Here is an 18,852-nt window from a genome sequence, read left to right as displayed (position 1 = left end):
TTGCAATTGATTTGTACAGTCTATTCCCCCAGGTACATATCATATGAGGCGTGTTTGCTTATTGAAGACATTGCGGCCGACATGAGAGCACCACAACTTGTCAACATGACTCGCGTCACACGCTCACGCCAAGTCAAGCGTCGCATATTCCAACCGTCAATCCAAGGACAACAGCCCGGGCAGCCATGTTCCCAAATTTGGGAGGCAGAGCACAGATCCCAACAGAGTACCCATCAGCCACCAAATGCTCCCGCGACATAAGCCCTACCTTTTCACACCACCGGTCCCTCACGAAGAAAGCGGTGCTATCACACGTCGCGAACCTCCACCCAATCAAAGCCCACATTCTGCGCAATCACCGTCAAGTCTGTGAATCGCCTCCGCCACGCAGGCATGTCCCACCGCCGGGCCATCTCCTGAAAAATCGGATCGGTACCGGTCGTACGCGCCTCCTGCAGGGCGAAGCGCCTAACACCACGGGCACGCAGGGTCTCGACCATGGCGGTGAAGTGTTCAGCCGAAGGCGATCCCGGATACACGGTGGTCCGCACTTCGTAATCGAGCGGAAAAGTGGAACCGGCACGCTGTTCATGGATGGCAAGCATAATGTCGAGCGACTCCCAGGCCTTGTCACCTGCGGCGACCCCGGCAGCGGAACGGTAGTCATCGGGCAGTGCCTTAACATCCAACCCCACCCAGTCCGTCAATTCCAGTGCTTCCCGGAGACGCTTGGGATAGGCGCCTCCGGTATGCAGGCCTACCTGAAATCCCAGATCACGCACCTCGCGCATGGCAGGGATCAGCGCCGCCTGTCGCAGCGCCTCGCCTCCGGTAAAGACGACGCCGTCAAGCAGGCCTCGACGCCGCCGCAAGTGAATCGTCACCTCCTGCCACGGCACGATGCCCGGTGTGCGGGAATCCAAGATCTCCGAGTTCTGACAATAGGGGCACCGCCAAGGGCACCCCTGCAAGAACACCGTGGTAACAAGATGATCCGGCCAGTCAACACTGGACAGCGGGACGAACCCGGCAATCGCCACATCGTCCGCTACAGGTGCGGAAAGTGAGTTCAATCTACCTGCGACGGCTGAGGCGGCCGACCGCGTAGCGGCGGCTGCCAACGGCGTGGCAGAAGTAGTCGCGGATTCCGACTGTGAACAACGGTCGGACGGGCCGGTCGCACCAGAGGCTACCGGCCAGTCAACCTGTTGGTCGCGATTGATCACGCTTTGGCTTCCTGCTTGAGTTGCGCCTGGAATTCGTCATACGAATCGACTAGTTTGTCACCGTGCAAAGCGCGGCTGGCAAGCGCACCCTCCTTGAAGGTCACACGCTCGTGGTACTCACCCTTCTTGCCGATATTGAAAGACTGGACGGGACGGAAGTAGCCCATCACCCGCGTCCACACCTCGCAGACCTGCGGCTCCGCCGACGGGTTCATTTCCGCACACTTCTCGCATGTCAGATGCTCACCGGCAAGGTAACCGTGCACCGGGCAGATGGAGAAGGTTGGCGTAATGGTGATGTAGGGCAGATGGAAGTTCGTCAGCGCACGCCGAACCAGCCGCTTACATGCCTCTGCAGAGCTCATCCGCTCGTTCATGTACAAGTGGAGGACCGTGCCACCTGTGTACAGGGACTGGAGATCCGCCTGCTTCTCGAGGGCTTCGAAGGCGTCGTCGGTGTAGGCAACAGGCAGCTGAGAGGAGTTCGTGTAGTACGGCTCATCGTCGGTGCCGGCCTGCAAAATGCCCGCGTAACGCTTGCGGTCTTCCTTCGCGAATCGATAAGTGGTGCCTTCCGCGGGAGTGGCTTCCAAGTTGTACAGGTTGCCCGTCTCCTCCTGGTACGCCACAAGGCGCTCGCGCACATGCTCCAGCAGACGCACCGCAAAAGCGTGACCCCACTCGTCGGCAATGTCGTGGGCGTCGTCGGTGAAATTACGGATCAGCTCGTTAACACCGTTGACTCCGATGGTGGAGAAATGGTTGTTGAGATGCCCCAAGTAGCGCAGGGTGTAGGGATAAAGCCCCTGGTCCATGAACTGCTGCACCTTGACGCGCTTCTTCTCCAGCGTGGACTTCGCCAAATCCATCAAGTGGTCGAGGCGGGCGTAGAGAGCGGCCTCGTCACCCTTGTAGAGATAACCGAGTCGGGCCGTGTTAATGGTGACGACGCCGATGGAACCGGTCAGCTCAGCCGAACCGAACAGGCCGTTGCCGCGCTTAAGGAGTTCCCGCAAGTCGAGTTGCAAACGGCAGCACATTGAACGGATCATCCCCGGATCAAGTTCCGAATTGATGAAATTCTGGAAGTAGGGGAGACCGTACTTGGCAGTCATCGCAAAGAGCAGATTGGCATTCTCAGAGTCCCAGTCGAAGTCCTTCGTCATGTTGTAGGTCGGAATGGGGAAGGTGAAGACTCTGCCATCGGCATCGCCCTCGGTCATAACTTCCATGTACGCGCGATTAATCAGGTCCATCTCGTGCTGAAGCTCACCGTAGGTGAAGTCGCAGACCTCCTCCCCGATGAGGGGGTGGTTATCCGCGATATCAGCCGGGCATGTCCAATCGAAGGTCAGGTTCGTGAAGGGGCACTGGCTTCCCCAGCGAGACGGGACATTGAGGTTGTAGATCAGCTCTTGGATGCACTGCTTGATCTCGGCAAATGCCATGTTGTCGAGCCGGACGAAGGGCGCCATGTAGGTATCGAAGGAGGAAAACGCCTGCGCTCCCGCCCACTCGTTCTGCAGTGTGCCGAGGAAGTTCACGATCTGACCGCAGGCAGAAGAGAAGTGCTTGGGCGGTGCTGAAGCAATGGCACCGCTGACGCCATTGAACCCCTCTTCGAGTAGACGGCGCAAGGACCAACCAGCACAGTATCCGGAGAGCATGTCCAGATCATGAATGTGATAGTCGCCGTTACGATGCGCCTTTCCCTCCTCGGGGCTGTACACCTGGGTGAGCCAGTAGTTCGCGATGGTCTTGCCGGCGGAGTTCAGGACCAGACCACCCAGGGAATAGTCCTGATTGGCGTTGGCATTGACACGCCAATCAGAGCGATCAAGATATTCATTGACCGTCTCAATGGCGTCAATCTCAACGCGGTTCGTATTCTCTGCCATATCTATGTTCCCTCCAACGAACGCCGATTGTTGGTAGTCGCAGCCTCTACCGAGCACCACCCCGGGCGACTGAGGCGACGGCCGCACCAGCACATTATTCATAGGCACTATGCGTACCAGTACTGCATTTATCAGTGTGCACCTCGGAACACCCCGAGGCGCGTTGTCCAACATAGGCCATGTACCACTACATGTAGTGGTAGACACGCGCGTGCTACCCAACATATTGCGTCACGCATAAGCCACAACGCCGCACCTTATAGAACACTTGGGACTAAAGTCCTCAACGAATTTGCCGGGGGAAGACAGCCGAATGAACTCCACCCACCACTCGCACAACAGGCAATGTTCTCGACCCTATTATTCTCGGCTGAGTATGCAGTGCGCTCTTCTCTGAGCAGGCAGTGCACTCTCGGAAGTGTTCGGTGCGCTCGTCTCCACACGTCGCGACTCGCGAGTCGGGTATCAGCACTGCCCGAGTATCAAGGATGTCCTGAGGCGCTGCCCAGCGAGCGTCGGCTGCTCCGCGCGCCGCCCCGAGTATCAAGGATGGCCTACCGGAAGTGGGGGCAATGTGAGCGGTGGGCCGTCCTACCGGTTTCAAGACAGAGGTAACCGGAGTCGCAACACTCGCGTCAATGGCCGACTCATTGTACCGATATCGGAATCGTGCAAGACGGTACCGGCCGACCAAAGTATCGATGGCAACCCGATGGCATGCCGTCCCCAGAGAAGCCGCTTGATGCCATAGGGTTGACGGGTGACCAACTTGTTGGATGTTCTACGTGGCCATGCGACTCCCGGCCAGATTACGGGAATCATTGAGCAACCCGAACGTCCCGGTCGCACTAGCCGTTGGCCCGAATGGATTCCCACTGCGGTTCGACACGCGTTGACAAGGCAGGGGGTGGAACGCCCCTGGATTCATCAGGCGGAGGCGGCGGAGTCGATTCACGCGGGACTCCACACCGTTATCGCTACGGGTACGGGCTCCGGCAAGTCACTCGCGGCGTGGGTGCCTTTTCTTGCAGAACTCGTCAGGTTTGAGCGGAACGAGGTCTCACTGTCTCGCCTGCACCGCAGACCAACTGCCCTGTACTTGTCTCCCACCAAGGCCTTGGCTGCCGACCAATTGGATGCGCTGCGTACCCTGTGCCGAATCGTGGATCCTCAGATCGGCGTTTCCACGGTTGATGGCGACTCTGAATTGCCGCAACGCTCGTGGGCGCGCGACTACGCGGACATCATCTTGACGAATCCAGACTTCGCGCATCATGCCTTACTGGCTCGACAGCAGAATTGGACACGTCTGTGGCGTGGTCTTCATCTGATCGTTGTTGATGAGTTCCATACCTACCGCGGTCAATTTGGCGCGCACGTCGCCCTGACCTTACGCCGACTCCTGCGTATGGCGGCGCACTACGGGGCAAGACCGGTCGTGGTTTTCCTGTCCGCGACCAGCGATGACCCTGAATCAGCTGCCGAGCGAATGCTCGGCGAGGCATTAGGGCCGGTGGTCGGGATTGCCGACGACGGCGCCCCACGCGGAGCGCAGACAACCGTGCTGTGGCAGTGCCGTGAGCTCGACGACGCAAACAACGGCCGTGACGGAACCGGCATGGGGCAGGGACGAGCAGCCGCTGGACTTCCTCCAGGCACTCGCGACCCCCGGCTTTCTCAGGCACCCCTAGTCACCAGCCCAAACGGGCAAGAAGACACGACAACATCAGGTCAGGGCGAGACGGGCGTTCCCACAGACCAACGGCGATACGACCCCGATATCGAGTTCGCCGGCGAGGAGAGGCCTCGCCGCGCCGCTAACACGGAAGCCGGTGAGTTGACCGGAACATTGGTGGCAGCCGGGGCGCGCTGTCTCACCTTCGTTCGATCGCGTGCCGGAACTGAGCGTGTTGCCGAGATCGCGCGCGACTACCTGGCCAATCACGCGCCTCAGGTCCGTAACCGGGTCGCTGCTTATCGCGGTGGCTATCTTCCCGAGGAGCGACGTGAGCTGGAGGGTTCGCTGCGCGATGGAACTCTCAGTTCATTGGTGACCACCAATGCCCTTGAACTGGGCATCGATATCTCCGGACTGGACGCCGTCGTCGTTACCGGTTGGCCTGGCACCCACGCCTCTTTCGCACAGCAGACCGGGCGCGCTGGGCGAGCCGGGCAGGCCGGGTTATCGGTTTTCATCGGACGTGACAACCCACTGGACCAGTTCCTTCTCTCACATCCGGACAGTTTTCGCCAGCCTCCGGCTGCGGTCAATGTGTTTGACCCTGCTAATCCGAATGTTCTCGTACCGCAGCTATGCGCGGCGGCAGCCGAGCTACCGTTGGTCGCGCAGGACGCCGCCTTGTTCGGGCTTGCCGACACCACTCTGTTCGATGATCTCGCCGCCGGAGAGCTCTTGCGGAAAAGACCAACCGGTTGGTATTGGAATACGGCCTTGGGCACCCAAGCACACGACACGGTCAGCGTACGCGGTGAAGCGAGCACCGTTTCCATCATCAACTCCGAGGACGGTGCACTTCTGGGCACCGTTGGCCGCGAACGCGCTGACACCACCGTGTATCCGGGGGCCATTTATCTTCACCAGGGCATCCCCTACCAAGTCGACGAATTAGACTCCGACACTGCGGTGGTGCACCCCCACCGCGAAGAGGAGATCCGCACCTATTCCCGTGAAGAACATCGAGTCGAGATCCTTGAGACCACATCCTCGGTCAATCTCTCCTGCGGGACTTGGGCCGTCGGCCAGGTCATTGTCTCCTCCCGCGTCACGGGCTATGACATCCGCCGCTCCCATGACGGGATGTACCTGGGCTCTGTACCACTGACGATGCCTCTACGTCAGTTCGAAACAACTGGTACCTGGTGGACGATAAGCGCCGCCACGCTGAAACAAGAACGGATTCCGGCCGCGGATCTGCCGGGGGCGTTGCACGCCGCCGAACACGCTGCGATTGGCCTCCTTCCTCTTTTTGCTACCTGCGACCGCTGGGATCTTGGCGGCCTTTCCACCGCTGTCCACCCGCAAACGGGCGAGGCAACGGTTATTGTGCACGACGCCGTCGCTGGTGGGTCAGGTTTCGCACGCCGCGGTTTCGATTCCGCCACCCGTTGGATCCAAACGACCTTGCGCACTCTGGAGACTTGTTCGTGCCAGACGGGCTGTCCGCGCTGTGTCCAGTCACCAAAATGCGGGAACAACAACGAGCCGTTATCCAAGGCGGGCGCAATTCAGCTACTCCGCCTGCTCTTGCCCTCTCTGCAGGAGGCTGCCCCTACAGAGTGACGTGTACCATGCCGAGATGGTGAGCAAACGCCGGATACGAGCTTGTCCCTGCTAAATGACCTGTACTCTTGGCACCACATCTGTTCTTGTTGCCGCATCCTCGGCGCCGCATCGAAAGGTCACGCACGTACCACTACAACCCACGATGCAGCTTCCGGGTAGCCGCAGCCATGAAGCTGCGGTACCTGTGGGATTCAGGCAACTGAGGCTTCCACTTGGGTGGTGCAGGCCTTCTCTGGGGTGGCACTGAACCCTTGGGGGGCGCAGGAGTTCGCTCAGGTGACTCGGGCGTTCATTCAGGGGTGCGGACTCTTGCCCGGGGGTGTGAGCGTTCACTCGGGTGGCGCGTCCGCCGGACCGGCCGTTGCCTGCGCAGTGAAACTCACCCAATGCCACACCGCCACCGTGCGTGCCTTCACTGTGGCATATTCGCCACTCATTGTGCACTCCACCAACTCTGCTCTATTCCGCTGCACGATCATGGCCGCCGCGGCACAGGCTTGTTCGCCGTCATGAGACTCCTGGAAGACCTGCGCGCCGCCAAGCGCGCCTAGGTCCGCTGCATCCTGTGTCCGTTCTTTGACACTGACAACACTTCCCACAAACAGGAGCAGGACCGCGAGCATGCCCGCCAGAAGGCACACACCCACCGCGAGCACTGTTCCAGCCCCGACCTCCGGGGAGGCTCTCGGCCGCTCACTTCGTGTGTCACCGGCATGCCAACTAATGCTCCGCTGCACCGACTCGCGGTCTTGGCAGGGTGCCACAGACCCTTTGAGCAGCGTATGCGCGCTAACCTCCCTCGGATCTCCCGACCCGAATAGGCCACCCGACCCGAATAGGCCACCCGACCCGAATAGGCCACCCGGCCCGACCTGATCACCCGGCCCGACCTGATCGCCCGAGCCCGAGAGACTAGAGCTCTCGACTTCAACAAGCGACATCGCCGGTCTTCCTCCTCCGCAACCTACGCAAGCCGACCCGTGTCTACTGCGGCCGATTGATAGAAGTGGCGCAGCACCCCGATGCTTCCGCACCCTGCTCCCAACGGCGGCACTCCTGCCTCTGCCATTGACGCATCTGTTCATGGCAGCGTCACCCCCGGTTCGAGCCGGGCCACAGTCGTGGCGGATATGTCGATACCCAGTGGACCGGAACCAAGCGGCGCGAGTACTCCGCCAGGCTTCGCGGTAACCGTGATCTGGGCATATTCACCCTCGGTCTCGATGGCAACGGTCATATTGGACTCCTGCGCAGCAGCCGAGTGTGCTACATCGGGCGATTCTCCCAGTGCAACCGACCTCGCGATCATACGGCTGGCATCCTGCGCTTGCATGTAGGAATGGACAAGGGAGCCAGCGGCAAGTACGACGATGATCATGACCGTTATCGGAATCATCCCAAGCGCGATTTCGACGGTCGCCATGCCACGCTCCGATGAAACTGGGCTAGCTGACTCGTGCTTATGTGACCACATTGTTTTTCTCCTTTGTTATGGCAACCGCCCTCGGCAATCGCACACTACGCAATCTCCCGATCATGTGTGTGGCAAACATGTGCCTGCAACGAACGTGAGAATCGACCACGCAGGTGGCGGGCCAAACCCCGCCACCCGTCGCCGATAAACGCGCGAAGCCAAGTTCAGCCTTGCAGGCAGAGCAGAGTTTACGTCCGTAGCAAGCCGTTGCGGCTCAGCGCCCTTCGGCAAGGCTGCGAAAGCGCCCTTCAGCGAGGTGGAGAATTGGCTCCGTTGTGTACAACTGCCGATGGCAAGATGCAACCAATCAGTTTGGGTAGCGAGCAGGAAGGCGACCGTCGGGATGTTCCCAGCCGCCTCCCCGCTCGCTTCTACGGCTAGAACTTGAAGATTGCTTTGAAGATCGACACCAACCCCTCTTTGACCCAGGATTGTTTCATCATCCACACCAGAAGCCCTGCGAAAGATGTGGCGGCGACGGTCCCTATCGCGTACTCAGCCGTTGCCATACCGGCTTCGCCGCTGGTGTCCTCCAGAAAACCTCCGAGTTGCATAGACATTGTTTCCTCCAATGTTTGGCGCCACCCTTTGTGGCGCGGTACTACCACTCTCCCGTTTCGCGGGCACAGCAGACCAGCCGCTAGAAGCTCCTGTGAATCCGCACGACATAACGCGATCTGTGGATACAGCGCCAGGTGAGAGTCTTCGACGAACTACGCTGACCAGCAGTCGGCAAGGCACTCTTCAATGCCGGAGACTCGGCCGAGGGAATGCGTAATGGACGGACTCACGGTTGCCACCGGTTGGGGATGAAGGTACAACGCCCCGGGAAGGTAACAGATGGACTCGCGGCTCCCACCCGCCAAGCGTCCCGTGCATGTCGCAACTTGAAAGCGCCCCTCGCTTCCCGGCAGGCCACAGCGACGTCGACGCGCATCCAAACCGGTTTCGCCGCGCACTCTATGGATCCGGATTCCTGCGTAATGGCCCGTGCCAGCGCCCGAAACGATGCCCAGTGGGACGCGTGTCGGCGCCTCGGCCGCACTCGTCTAGTGAAACAGCGAAAGCCCAACCGAAGCGATAACCGGTACGATGCCAAGCATCACGAAGGCCGGTAAGAAGCACAGGCCCAGCGGTAACACCAGGTGAGCTCCAAGCCGAGCCGCGGCTTCACGGGCACGCCTACTCCGCCCCTGTCGAATACCTTCCGCGGCCTGTCGAAGCAGCGCGGATGGAGCCGCGCCATCTTCCCATGCGGGTTGAAGCGCGTCACGCAGGCTTTGAAAACGCGCCGGTACCTGGCCCCATGCTTCCTCCCACGTTCCGCCCAGAAGCAGCGTCCGCGCCGCGACGTCGAGCCCCGCGCTCTCGCTCTCCGCTACCGCTTCATGGATGGCAAGGAGTGCACCCGGTATGGATGTACCGCCCTGTAATGCCGCTTGTGCAATATCCAGGATCATTGCCTCGTCGACATGGGCGAGTAGCGTCGGACGATTCGAGGGCCTCCGCCTCCCGTTTGGAGTTCTCGCCGTGAGCGCCAGTGCCAATAGGCCGCATGCAGCCCAGGCCGCCAGCAACGAGGCTGCAAGACTCGGCGTGGAGGCAGTCATCATGAGCCTTCTTCCGCTCGTTTAACCAAGTGCCGCACCCACACGATTCCCGCCAGTTCAAAGGCGAAACCTACAAGGAGGCAGACTCGTCCTATATTCGTACTCAGAAGAAACGCCAGAGGGTTGGACCCCAACACATATCCGAGGAGTAAGCCAAGCAAAGGTAGAAGGGCAAGCATCCGCGCGCTCGTCCGTGGCCCAGCAAGGGCCACCCTGCGTGCTGCTGCCGCCTCACTTACCTCGGTGATGCCGCCCGCACACGCCTCCAATACATCCGCGCTTGGCGCTCCGGTCAGATGGCTCAGCCGACACACGGCAACCGCAGCCGGGATGGCGAACATCAGCTCCGTGCTACTTGATGATCTCTGCAGCGCGCGCAGACCGTGAGGCACACCAGCGCTATCGACGCCCGTTTTGTATCTGTCGGCAATGTCTGTACGCTCGAAAGTCTTTTGCCAGGCCTGTTCGAAGCTCGCACCGCATCGCAATCGAGTCGCAGCCTCCGCAACCAAAAGACCGATTTCGGGCTCACGCACCGGACGGACGCTCCGCGTCAACCGCCGCAAGGTCACCTTTCGCATCCCTTGTGAGCTCTCCCCGCAAGAAAAGCCTGGGCCGCCCCCTTCCTCATATCCACCGGACGAGTGCCCCAAATCGGAACGAGCTCCCTGCCCCACACCAGATTCGTATTGCGGCGGAGAGTTTCCCGCCAACGGCCACGGAAAAGGCTTCCCACCGCGCAACAGCCTTCGGATGAGTGCCGTTTGCTGCACTCCGGCCTGCACACCTACACGGTGGGGATAAGACGGAGTCCAATACCAGGCGGTCAGCAGTAAAAGGAAACCAATCAGCTTCATATACTTTCTCTCAATGCAAGCCTGCGTGCTAGACGCGGCCACCCTGGGCCGGGAACGACACGTCGCTGTCCCTCCTCGCCATCGACACACTTCAATGCGTCACAAGTCACCAGCTCGTCGCCGCGCCGCTCCAACGTGGCGACCTGACTGATGCAACGTTGCCCATTGTTCTTATCAATATGGATAACGGCATCAAGCGCGCTAGCCGCCTGGGCCGCAACCACTGCCTCCGTCATGCCCGCGAGAGCACCCAGAGCAACTAATCGAGCTGGCACGTCATGTGCAGAATTGGCATGGACCGTTGCCCAACCGCCTTCATGGCCCGTGTTAAGGGCCGAAAGCACCTCCCGAACCTCCGCACCACGACATTCACCCAGAACAATCCGATCCGGCCGCATGCGCAGCGCCGCTCGTACCAGGTCAACCATGCCGACTTCGCCACTTCCCTGCACATTGGCATGCCTCACCTGTAGGTGAATCGCATGCGGATGGCGCGGGCGCAACTCGGCCGCCTCCTCAATGATGAGTATGCGTTCAGCCGCCGATACCTGCGAGAGGAGCGCCGAAAGCAGCGTCGTCTTTCCAGATCCTGTCGCACCAGAGATCATGACATTGGCGTGGCTGTTGAGCAGAGCAACCAGAACTGCAGCCAACTCAACCGGCACGGTACCGCTCGCTACAAGCTCGTCCAAACTCAACGTCACAGCCCGGTGAGACCGCAACGAAATGAACGGACCCTCCCACGCCAGAGGAGGAAGAACAGCATGCAGACGCAGGCCCCCTTCCAGGGTGCCATCCACAATCGGACTGGCATCATCGAGGCGCTGCCCACTTGCCGCAGCCAAACGCACCGCAAGGTCGCGCACCTGCTGTGGTGTATCGAGAAGACCGGTGCTCACAGCAACAGCTTCAAGACCTCTGCCGCGATCAATCCATACGCCATGGACCCCGTTCACGAGGATGTCCGTCACCTGTGGATCCTCCAGTAGCGGCTGCAGGATCGGGCCTGCACCCCCAATCGCCGCGCGCAACTGGCGGCGCACACCTAGAACATCGTGTACCCCAACAGCCACTGGAACGGTGTCCGCCAGCGCTTCCGGAATGCCCTTGCCATCGGCGAGGATTGCGCGCGCTCGGCGGATCTGTGTGTCACTTAACTGCTTCATCACACCGCCTCGCGGCAGATGACCCCGATACGGGACACATCCCGCGCGGTGGCGCAACGAGTGCGATCGCCTACCCGCACGCCGTGGCTGAGGTCTTGGTCCAAGGTACGCAACCGTCGTAACGGCATGACTTGCGGCACATCAAGCGCCTCGGCCAGCGCCGCAGCTTCACCTCCACTCACGCCCGACCCGACGATAACCAGCGGGGTTTCGCCCGGCAGCAGACTGATAGCCCGCCGCGCCTGCTGGATTTCCCGCAATCCACCACCCACGATGAGTACGACGACGTCGCACCACTCCAACCACTCCCGCTCCCTCGTGCCCGCGTCGATGCCGGATCGTGGAATGTCCAGCACCGTGACCTCATTGGCCTGCGAAAGAGCGGCAATCGCATCGACGCCGAGACCTCCCCCGCGCGGCGCACCGCCTCTGGGGTCGGCACTGAGAACGCGCAGCGCGCCCAGCGATGGCAGGGCAGCATTTAGCCTGCCAGGAACGAGGGCACCGCTGTCTTCTGCCAGATCGGACCATCGCAGGCCCGGTGTGCCTTCCAAGCCGAGAAGAAGATCGATGCCAGCAGACAGCGGATCGAGGTCGAGGAGGCACGTCTCCCTCTCACGTGCCATCTCCCGCGCCAACCAACTCGCTAGAGTCGAGACTCCAATTCCACCTCGACTTCCAATGACTCCGACGATGGTACCCCGTTGGGTGGATCCCGCCGCCAGCATCAGTTCGAGGACATCTTCCGCTTCCTCTCGCAACGAAAGCCTTATACACCCAGATGCAAAGTACGGAGCGTAGGCCGGGTGAAAGCTAGCTTCTACCTGCGGCATACTTCCATCCACTTCCCGTAAATTGAGCACAGCAGACGGCGCGGTCCCGGAACGACCAGTCACAATGTTGATGCCAGCAAGCGCCGCCAAGCGATTGACTTCGGAACGCACAGTCTCGCTGTGCGCGGCCAAGGAACATGCCGCAATCCGTCCTCCCTCCTTGTGCTGCGTCAACTCCTGCGCATTGATCACCGTCACATTGCTCTCTTGCTTGCGCGAGCGTTTCTGTTCGAGAGATTGCCTGTGCCCCATCCCCGCCTTGCGTCTGCTTTCCATATTGCTTCCATTCTTATGACTCCCGTTGTGCCGCGCCATTCAGCCATTGAAGAGTGGTCGATGGCTCCGTTTCTGCGACTCTTGTTGTGTGCATCTAGCTTGAAGCATGTGCTCTCATGGACGCAGCGTTTGGGTTGCGCCTGTGGACAGCCCCTTCATTTGCCCGCCTGTGGAGATCTTCTCAGTGATTATGATGCGATTTCGTTCATCGTCACCGGCGCAGCGAAAGACCGTGCAAAGTCCATGAACTCCTGCCGAGCCAACCCGCAGAAAAGTTGCCTTCCTCTCAAATCTTTCGCGGCGATTTCCTCTCACCCACAGCGCACGGGGCAGACGCTGCGCCTTTGACAGCTCGCCGACCAGCACATTCGTGCCGTATTGTTCCTTGCAACGCTGCGTGATCTCCTACACAAGGACCGATCCCGCGGAGTATCCGCGTAAATCCGGTGATACAGTGAGGACAAGTCAAGCTCCACTTGTATGGATTTGGCCGAGAGAAGGAACATGGGATACTCGCCCACTGAACGAAAGGAGCCTCAGCACATGAATCTCAAGAAACTCATCGCACTGCCCGCCATCCCACTCCTGACGATTTCGATGGCTGCTTGCGGAAGCGCGGAGAAACCGTCCAAAGAGGAAGTCTCCAACGCGATGCAAACGTATCTCCAACCGATGATGGAGGAGCAGTACGGTTCCGAAGTCTCTGCTATTCTCACGGATGGCTTCTACACCTGCTTAGTGGACGAGGTCTACGATGACTTCTCTGCCGAAGCACTTCAGGCCCTCGTCGACGGCGATATGGAAGCGGAAGTTTTCACGGACGACGACCTCCAAAAGACCAAAGAGGCAAGTGCGACCTGCGCGGAGCAGGCCATTACCAACTGAGCCATCACAGTTCCGTTTTCCCACTCACGGCGCGCGGCTACACAGGCCGCGCGCCGTTTGTAATCCATGAATACCACCCATATCTACATCACTCCGCACCGCAGGCCGATAGGAACACGAATCTCACACGAGGCACGCCGCCTGCTTCCCCGACAGATAGCTCTTCTTGCCGTAGCGTCAAGATAGAAGCAATTGAGGAGGAAAGTCGTGTCCACCCCAACTGACCCGTACAGCTCGTCGTCGCGTCGGCCCTTCGAGGACGATGACATTCTCGCGCCGATTGACGACGCAACTTCCGATACGCGGGAGACGTCGTCGCAGGATGCTTCTGCGTCGGCCGAAGAGAATTCAGAGAGCGCTATCCAGGGCACTTCTGCCGAGCACAACGCTCAAGCGTCCACCTCCATGACACCTGAAACGCCCAACGGGGATCCCAACGTGCACCCTGCTCCTGACGGATCGCAAACCGCAGCAGATTCGGCCTTGGCAGAGGACCTCGCCGCGGCGACCTCCCCAGTCGAAGACACTCTCCAGGACGCCGCTGTTGAAGATGCCTCTGTGGAACCAGAGGAGTACACCGGCCCGGTCGAATCCGGTGATACTGTCACCAGTGAGCCCCGTACCGCCACCGACGAACAGCCCCTGACAGATAGTGACGCTTCCGCCGAGACGGCCACTTCCCCCTTGGATCTACCCTTACGTTCCGCAAGCCCGGATGCAGCGCATGCGTCGCTCGCAGAGGCAATCGGGATGGCGTCTGAACATGAGGAGCGCAACGCCGACGACGATACGGAGGCCACGGGCCCGGCCGTCGCCGACGCTCCGCAAGAATCGGGAGACAAAGCTTTACCTACTGATTGGGCCACACCGCCACCTGATCCCGATACCGTCCCCGCCGCCCCTAAGAGTCGCGCCTGGACGCACACGGGAGCCCTTGCGGCGACCATCGTCCTCGCGCCGGTGGCATGGTATTTGCTCTCTGATGCAAGCGTGCGGCTTTCACTGGTTGACGGCAATCCTTGGGCAACAGGTCACCTCAATATCGCCGCGCTTCTTGAGCTGCTCGGCGGAATTGCCGTGGCCACACTGATCGCACTCCTCGCCCGAGCGTCTTCTTTGGGAGTCACCGTCGCAGGCGTCATCCTTTCGCTTTTCGGATGCCTAGCCCTCGTCCTGCCGCGCTGGACACAGGGCAGCATCATTGACACGCTGGACACGGCCATCGGCGATATTAATCCACTATGCGGCAACATTGTGCATCATCTCGGCCTTGACCTCGGTTCCGGGCGGATGCTCATGTTCGGTGCCGCCCTCATGCTCGCAGGAGTCATCTCTCATGGCGCGCGTCGGCGGGGCCAGCGGTTTGGAATTGTGACAACTCGCCGCCACATCGCTCTCGGTGATTCCGAGTCGTGATCGAGCGCTGAGAGCTTTTCATGACCGTACCTGCCGATAATTCCTGTATCTATCTTGAGGGTCCGTGGGAGCACCGTCTTATCGGGGCCAATGGGTGCCAGTTCCACCTGGTTCACGCCGGTGACCATCACAGCAGTCGTCCGCTTGTCCTTCTGGTTCACGGTTTCCCGGAGTACTGGTGGGCGTGGCGTCATCAGATCGCACCGATTGCGCAAGCCGGGTATGAAGTCGCCGCGCTTGATCAACGTGGCCTCGGAGGATCCGATAAGACTCCAGACGGGCACGACGGACTGACTCTGACACAAGATCTCGCCGCCGTTGTGAGGAGTCTGGGCGCATCACAGGCGGTGATCGTTGGCCACGGTCGAGGTGGAACTCTTGCTTGGTCCGCCGCGGCCATGGAACCGGAACTGGTAAAGGGAATCTTGACAGTATCCGCGCCACATCCGCTTACGACGCAGCGGCTGGGCACTCACCTGACTTTGCGAACGTGGCGCCATGTGCTCACTACCTTTGTTCCCGCCGCCGCCAGGCGTTCTTTGAATTCGGAGGACGGAGTGCGCCGCTTGCTGACCGAGTGGTCAGCTCCGGGCAATAATGGCGCAGCCGCACAGGCGGCCTATTATGCCGCCGCACTCCGGCTACCCGAGGCAACCTCGACCGCGCTGGAACAACTGCGTTGGGCGTACACCTCACAGCGGCATATCGTGGGACGCCAGTACATGGCGATTTCTCGTCGGCCGATCACCGTGCCGGTCTGGACGGCTCGCGGACAGCTTGACCCGCTCCTACCCGACCGTGCGTGGGATAACGACCGAGAGTTTGCGAAGGGCCATTACCGCCATATTTCACTGCCCGACGCCGGCCATTTCCTGCCGGAAGAACAGCCGGAAGAACTAACGAAACTGATTCTTGATTTCCTCGGCGGATTCCAGTAGCCGTTCGGCGAATGCATCTGTGTGATTTCCTGCGCAGCGGCGTCGATCGGCTACATCTGCGCGGGCTGCGCACCGCAGTGCGTGATCAAGGCGGCGCGATGCGCATAATACAAAAGGCGAGGTGGGGCGTGGAACCGCGCCCCACCTCTAGAGGGAAAGATCTCGGGACGAACCGGTGGTACTACCTGAACCGGGACGCAAGAGAGCCGTCGTCACCGCAACGCTAGCCGCCGAGCAGACCGCTCATTTCACCCCAGGAAGAGGACACCTGCGTCTCGGTGTTCTCTACCGCGGTGGCTGTTCCGGTCAAGGCGACCACGAAGTCATCCAGACTTGCGTAGAGCTTTGTAACACGTGTATTCCAGTTCTGTTGGAAATTCATAAAGACAGCAGCGCCAGACCCCTTCCATATGCCAGCCCATCCCATGATCTCGTTTTCCAACCGAGTAAGTTCCCCAGTCAACTCTTCTTTGGCCTGCCCGACAAGCCTGGCACCTTCGCGGATAGCACCATCATCACGCAATTGGCTCGGATTAGTCGACACGGCAATGCACCTCTAATGGAACCCGCAACCCATACCGCACCGCTGTGCCCATCGGCGATTAGCGGTCTCGCGGCTTGGACCCGGTCTGAACAACTGTCTTTGGCGGCAGGTGCCTTCGTCCACCATCTGCGGTAACACACGGCGAGAGGCGCCTGCCATAAGCCACCTTAGCCGTGTCGGCGTGTCCCCGCCAGTGCACGGGTTGGGTATCAGTACCCATTGACAGAGTCTCTGATACGTGGTAAGCACTCGCAGCGCAGGAGCTCAGAGGGTCACCCCACCCACGCTAATGGCTCTCACCGCCGGAATTCGAGAGTCTTGACGACAGCAAGGGAAAGGACGCACAAACGTCTGCCAGTTCGCACCTAGAACATGCCGGATTCCGCGCATGACACACCTGACGGCCGTGCGCGATCATTCGGTGGCAGATCACCGTCCATTCCGAGTGTGGGAGAAGCTCGGCGAGATCGCGTTCTACCTTCTTTGGATCCCGATGCCGAGTCCACGCCCACCTGCGTGAAAGGCGACCGACATGGGTGTCCACAGTAATGCCCGGAATGCCGAACGCATCACCTAACACCACATTGGCAGTCTTCCGGCCGACACCCGGCAAACTGACTAGATCCTCTAGGCGCGGTGGAACCTCTCCCTCAAACTGTTCACATAGCTGCGCGGCCAACGCCTGGCAAGATCGGGCCTTGGCACGAAAGAAGCCGAGCGGCCGCAGAATCTGCTCCAGGTCCTCATGCGGGGCAGCAGCGAGCGCCTCCGCGTCGGGGTAGCGCCGAAACAGCTCCGGTGTCACCGTATTGACCCGCACATCGGTCGTCTGCGCAGATAGTACGGTCGCCACGAGCAACTCGAATGCGTTGCTGTGATCAAGTGTTGCGGCGGCATCCGGGTAAAGCGCCAACAACCGGCGACACATCACCTCCGCATTGTCACGACGAGCGCCCAATGAGCGCCGCTGCGGCAACAATTCACCCTTCTTCGACATACTCCCAGCGTATTCATGCGCAAGGCGTCGGAAAAATGGCAAAATGTGATGTGCATGGCAAACATTTGGCTTGCTCCTTAGTGGAGCTACTACGGCCGGAAAGAAAGGGAACAGATGGACACGAGCGTTCTCAAGGCGGTTCCTCTTTTCCGTGACCTTGAAGCGGAGGATCTCGAGGCTCTAGGCGAGCTCATGAGTGAAGCCGCCCTCAAGCGCGGGGAATCGCTTTTCCGTGAGGGCGACGAGGGTGATCGGCTTTATGTCGTCACGGAGGGAAGGTTAAACTTAGCCATTCCTCGGACGATGGTCGCGAAAACCTCATTGCGGTTCTGGGACCCGGCGAGATCATCGGCGAACTCTCACTCTTTGATTTGGGCGCCCGTTCGTCAACAGTCACCGCTATCGCCCCAACGCGTCTCCTCTCACTATCGCATAAGGACATGATGGGATATCTCAACACCCATCCCGAACTCGCGATGTCGATGTTGCGCGAGCTGGCTCGCCGGTTGCGTCACACGAACGAGCAGATGGCTGATCTGGTCTTCTCCGATGTGCCGGGGCGGGTCGCGAAAGCATTGCTGGATCTCGCTAATCGCTTCGGCGAGCGCACTCCCGAAGGCATCTACGTGCCACACGATCTCACACAGGAGGAACTTGCACATTTGGTCGGCGCCTCGCGTGAAACCGTGAACAAGTCACTGGCTGATTTCGTCTCACGCGGATGGATCCGTTTGGAGGGCCGGGCCGTCCTTCTTATTGAGTTGGCACGACTACAGCGTCGCGCCCACTAGGGTTGGTCGCATACAACTCTGCGGGGACGGTGGCATGGCTACCGTCCCCGCCTTTTACGGAGCAAGATTCAGTTGACAAGCTTGTAGCTTGCCGAGTCGTCCCCGCGCATCTTGTGGAACAGGAAGCGTTCGTGCGTTGCTCGCAAGTAGATTCGCTTGTTTCCTCAAGCGGTACAGTCGGCAGGCTACCTGCGCACCCGGCAGATCAGTTCGATCTCTACTGGCGAGTCGAGAGGGAGCACCGAAACACCTACCGCCGAGCGCGTATGCTCCCCCGCATCACCGAAGACCTCGCCTAGTAACTCGGACGCTCCGTTTGCGACCTGCGGTTGACCGGTGAAGTCGTCTGCCGATGCAACAAACACCGTGACATGCAACACGCGCTCCAGGTTATCGATACCGCCCACAACTTCCGCAGCCGCAGCGATGGCGTTGAGGCGGCACTGCGCGCCAGAATGTACGCCTCCTCGGCGCTGACCGCCGCCCCCACCTTTCCGGACAGCGGGAGCCGCCCGGAAACAAAGGGCAGCTGGCCAGAAGTACGCACAGTATCACCGTCGCGCAATGCAGGTACGTAGGCGGCTACGGGAGCCGGGACAGCCGGAAGCTCAATGCCAAGTTCGATCATGCGCTGTGA

The 18,852-nt window shown here is 60.2% G+C and carries 15 protein-coding genes and 2 pseudogenes; 5 read left to right on the top strand and 12 right to left on the bottom strand.

Features of this window, described 5'->3' with window-relative positions:
* Positions 1-308 precede the first annotated feature (308 nt).
* Both DDD63_RS01285 and DDD63_RS01280 read right to left on the bottom strand, forming a co-directional pair.
* Positions 309-1,226 (bottom strand): anaerobic ribonucleoside-triphosphate reductase activating protein, encoded by a 918-nt coding sequence (locus DDD63_RS01285; protein ID WP_240611315.1) that lies wholly within the window; start codon positions 1,224-1,226, stop codon positions 309-311.
* Positions 1,223-3,124: a ribonucleoside triphosphate reductase gene (locus tag DDD63_RS01280; RefSeq protein WP_108714849.1), complete on the bottom strand. Its 1,902-nt coding sequence runs from the start codon at positions 3,122-3,124 to the stop codon at positions 1,223-1,225. Before DDD63_RS01280 ends, DDD63_RS01285 begins: the two co-directional genes overlap by 4 nt.
* Before the next feature lie 760 nt (positions 3,125-3,884).
* Here DDD63_RS01280 and DDD63_RS01275 point away from each other — a divergent pair.
* Positions 3,885-6,425, top strand: a complete 2,541-nt coding sequence (locus DDD63_RS01275) for a DEAD/DEAH box helicase (protein ID WP_240611314.1) — start codon at positions 3,885-3,887, stop codon at positions 6,423-6,425.
* Positions 6,426-6,757: 332 nt separating this feature from the next.
* On the opposite strand, the gene DDD63_RS01270 is transcribed toward DDD63_RS01275, so the two are convergent.
* The 7 genes from DDD63_RS01270 to DDD63_RS01240 all read right to left on the bottom strand — a co-directional run bounded on the left by DDD63_RS01270 (position 6,758) and on the right by DDD63_RS01240 (position 12,644).
* A complete protein-coding gene (locus DDD63_RS01270) occupies positions 6,758-7,369 on the bottom strand; it encodes an Rv3654c family TadE-like protein (protein ID WP_108714848.1) in 612 nt (203 codons plus the stop codon).
* Between the two features lie 140 nt (positions 7,370-7,509).
* Positions 7,510-7,851 (bottom strand): TadE family type IV pilus minor pilin, encoded by a 342-nt coding sequence (locus DDD63_RS01265; RefSeq protein ID WP_108714847.1) that lies wholly within the window; start codon positions 7,849-7,851, stop codon positions 7,510-7,512.
* A gap of 428 nt (positions 7,852-8,279) precedes the next feature.
* Positions 8,280-8,462: a DUF4244 domain-containing protein gene (locus tag DDD63_RS01260; protein ID WP_108714846.1), complete on the bottom strand. Its 183-nt coding sequence runs from the start codon at positions 8,460-8,462 to the stop codon at positions 8,280-8,282.
* Between the two features lie 489 nt (positions 8,463-8,951).
* Complete coding sequence (locus tag DDD63_RS01255; RefSeq protein ID WP_108714845.1) at positions 8,952-9,515, bottom strand: type II secretion system F family protein; 564 nt, start codon at positions 9,513-9,515, stop codon at positions 8,952-8,954.
* Positions 9,512-10,369 (bottom strand): hypothetical protein, encoded by an 858-nt coding sequence (locus DDD63_RS01250; protein ID WP_108714844.1) that lies wholly within the window; start codon positions 10,367-10,369, stop codon positions 9,512-9,514. The genes DDD63_RS01255 and DDD63_RS01250 overlap by 4 nt, the downstream gene beginning before the upstream one ends.
* Complete coding sequence (locus DDD63_RS01245; protein ID WP_108714843.1) at positions 10,366-11,535, bottom strand: TadA family conjugal transfer-associated ATPase; 1,170 nt, start codon at positions 11,533-11,535, stop codon at positions 10,366-10,368. The genes DDD63_RS01250 and DDD63_RS01245 overlap by 4 nt, the downstream gene beginning before the upstream one ends.
* A complete protein-coding gene (locus tag DDD63_RS01240) occupies positions 11,535-12,644 on the bottom strand; it encodes a hypothetical protein (protein WP_108714842.1) in 1,110 nt (369 codons plus the stop codon). The genes DDD63_RS01245 and DDD63_RS01240 overlap by 1 nt, the downstream gene beginning before the upstream one ends.
* 543 nt (positions 12,645-13,187) lie before the next feature.
* Between DDD63_RS01240 and DDD63_RS01235 the strand changes: the two genes are divergently transcribed.
* The 3 genes from DDD63_RS01235 to DDD63_RS01225 all read left to right on the top strand — a co-directional run bounded on the left by DDD63_RS01235 (position 13,188) and on the right by DDD63_RS01225 (position 15,883).
* On the top strand, positions 13,188-13,529 hold the full coding sequence (locus DDD63_RS01235) for a hypothetical protein (RefSeq protein ID WP_108714841.1): 342 nt from the start codon (positions 13,188-13,190) through the stop codon (positions 13,527-13,529).
* Positions 13,530-13,736: 207 nt separating this feature from the next.
* Positions 13,737-14,945: a hypothetical protein gene (locus tag DDD63_RS01230; protein ID WP_108714840.1), complete on the top strand. Its 1,209-nt coding sequence runs from the start codon at positions 13,737-13,739 to the stop codon at positions 14,943-14,945.
* A gap of 20 nt (positions 14,946-14,965) precedes the next feature.
* A complete protein-coding gene (locus DDD63_RS01225) occupies positions 14,966-15,883 on the top strand; it encodes an alpha/beta hydrolase (protein WP_108714839.1) in 918 nt (305 codons plus the stop codon).
* Positions 15,884-16,106: 223 nt separating this feature from the next.
* On the opposite strand, the gene DDD63_RS01220 is transcribed toward DDD63_RS01225, so the two are convergent.
* Both DDD63_RS01220 and nth read right to left on the bottom strand, forming a co-directional pair.
* Positions 16,107-16,427, bottom strand: coding sequence for a WXG100 family type VII secretion target (locus tag DDD63_RS01220; protein WP_164505402.1), 321 nt, complete (start codon positions 16,425-16,427; stop codon positions 16,107-16,109).
* A 286-nt stretch (positions 16,428-16,713) separates the two neighbouring features.
* Entirely contained in the window at positions 16,714-17,355 is a 642-nt protein-coding gene (gene nth / locus DDD63_RS01215) for an endonuclease III (protein ID WP_240611450.1), read from the bottom strand.
* Positions 17,356-17,538: 183 nt separating this feature from the next.
* Between nth and DDD63_RS01210 the strand changes: the two are divergent.
* Positions 17,539-18,215, top strand: a pseudogene (locus DDD63_RS01210) (Crp/Fnr family transcriptional regulator).
* Between the two features lie 185 nt (positions 18,216-18,400).
* Here the strand turns inward: DDD63_RS01210 and DDD63_RS01205 are convergent.
* A pseudogene (locus DDD63_RS01205) lies at positions 18,401-18,843 on the bottom strand (RidA family protein).
* Positions 18,844-18,852: the final 9 nt, after the last annotated feature.

It is taken from the genome of Actinobaculum sp. 313 (genome assembly GCF_003073475.1).
In the GTDB taxonomy this organism is placed as follows: Bacteria; Actinomycetota; Actinomycetes; order Actinomycetales; family Actinomycetaceae; genus Asp313.
The sequence above is the reverse complement of the archived record's forward strand: the minus strand, read 5'-3'. Positions and strand labels throughout refer to the sequence as shown.

What these genes read in the sequence shown, in the direction of transcription:
- DDD63_RS01280 (WP_108714849.1), bottom strand. Translation starts at nt 3,124, where the DNA reads ATGGCAGAGAATACGAACCGCGTTGAGATTGACGCCATTGAGACGGTC.
- DDD63_RS01270 (WP_108714848.1), bottom strand. Translation starts at nt 7,369, where the DNA reads ATGTCGCTTGTTGAAGTCGAGAGCTCTAGTCTCTCGGGCTCGGGCGAT.
- DDD63_RS01265 (WP_108714847.1), bottom strand. Translation starts at nt 7,851, where the DNA reads ATGGCGACCGTCGAAATCGCGCTTGGGATGATTCCGATAACGGTCATG.
- DDD63_RS01260 (WP_108714846.1), bottom strand. Translation starts at nt 8,462, where the DNA reads ATGTCTATGCAACTCGGAGGTTTTCTGGAGGACACCAGCGGCGAAGCC.
- DDD63_RS01255 (WP_108714845.1), bottom strand. Translation starts at nt 9,515, where the DNA reads ATGATGACTGCCTCCACGCCGAGTCTTGCAGCCTCGTTGCTGGCGGCC.
- DDD63_RS01250 (WP_108714844.1), bottom strand. Translation starts at nt 10,369, where the DNA reads ATGAAGCTGATTGGTTTCCTTTTACTGCTGACCGCCTGGTATTGGACT.
- DDD63_RS01245 (WP_108714843.1), bottom strand. Translation starts at nt 11,535, where the DNA reads ATGAAGCAGTTAAGTGACACACAGATCCGCCGAGCGCGCGCAATCCTC.
- DDD63_RS01240 (WP_108714842.1), bottom strand. Translation starts at nt 12,644, where the DNA reads ATGGAAAGCAGACGCAAGGCGGGGATGGGGCACAGGCAATCTCTCGAA.
- DDD63_RS01235 (WP_108714841.1), top strand. Translation starts at nt 13,188, where the DNA reads ATGAATCTCAAGAAACTCATCGCACTGCCCGCCATCCCACTCCTGACG.
- DDD63_RS01225 (WP_108714839.1), top strand. Translation starts at nt 14,966, where the DNA reads ATGACCGTACCTGCCGATAATTCCTGTATCTATCTTGAGGGTCCGTGG.
- nth (WP_240611450.1), bottom strand. Translation starts at nt 17,355, where the DNA reads ATGTGTCGCCGGTTGTTGGCGCTTTACCCGGATGCCGCCGCAACACTT.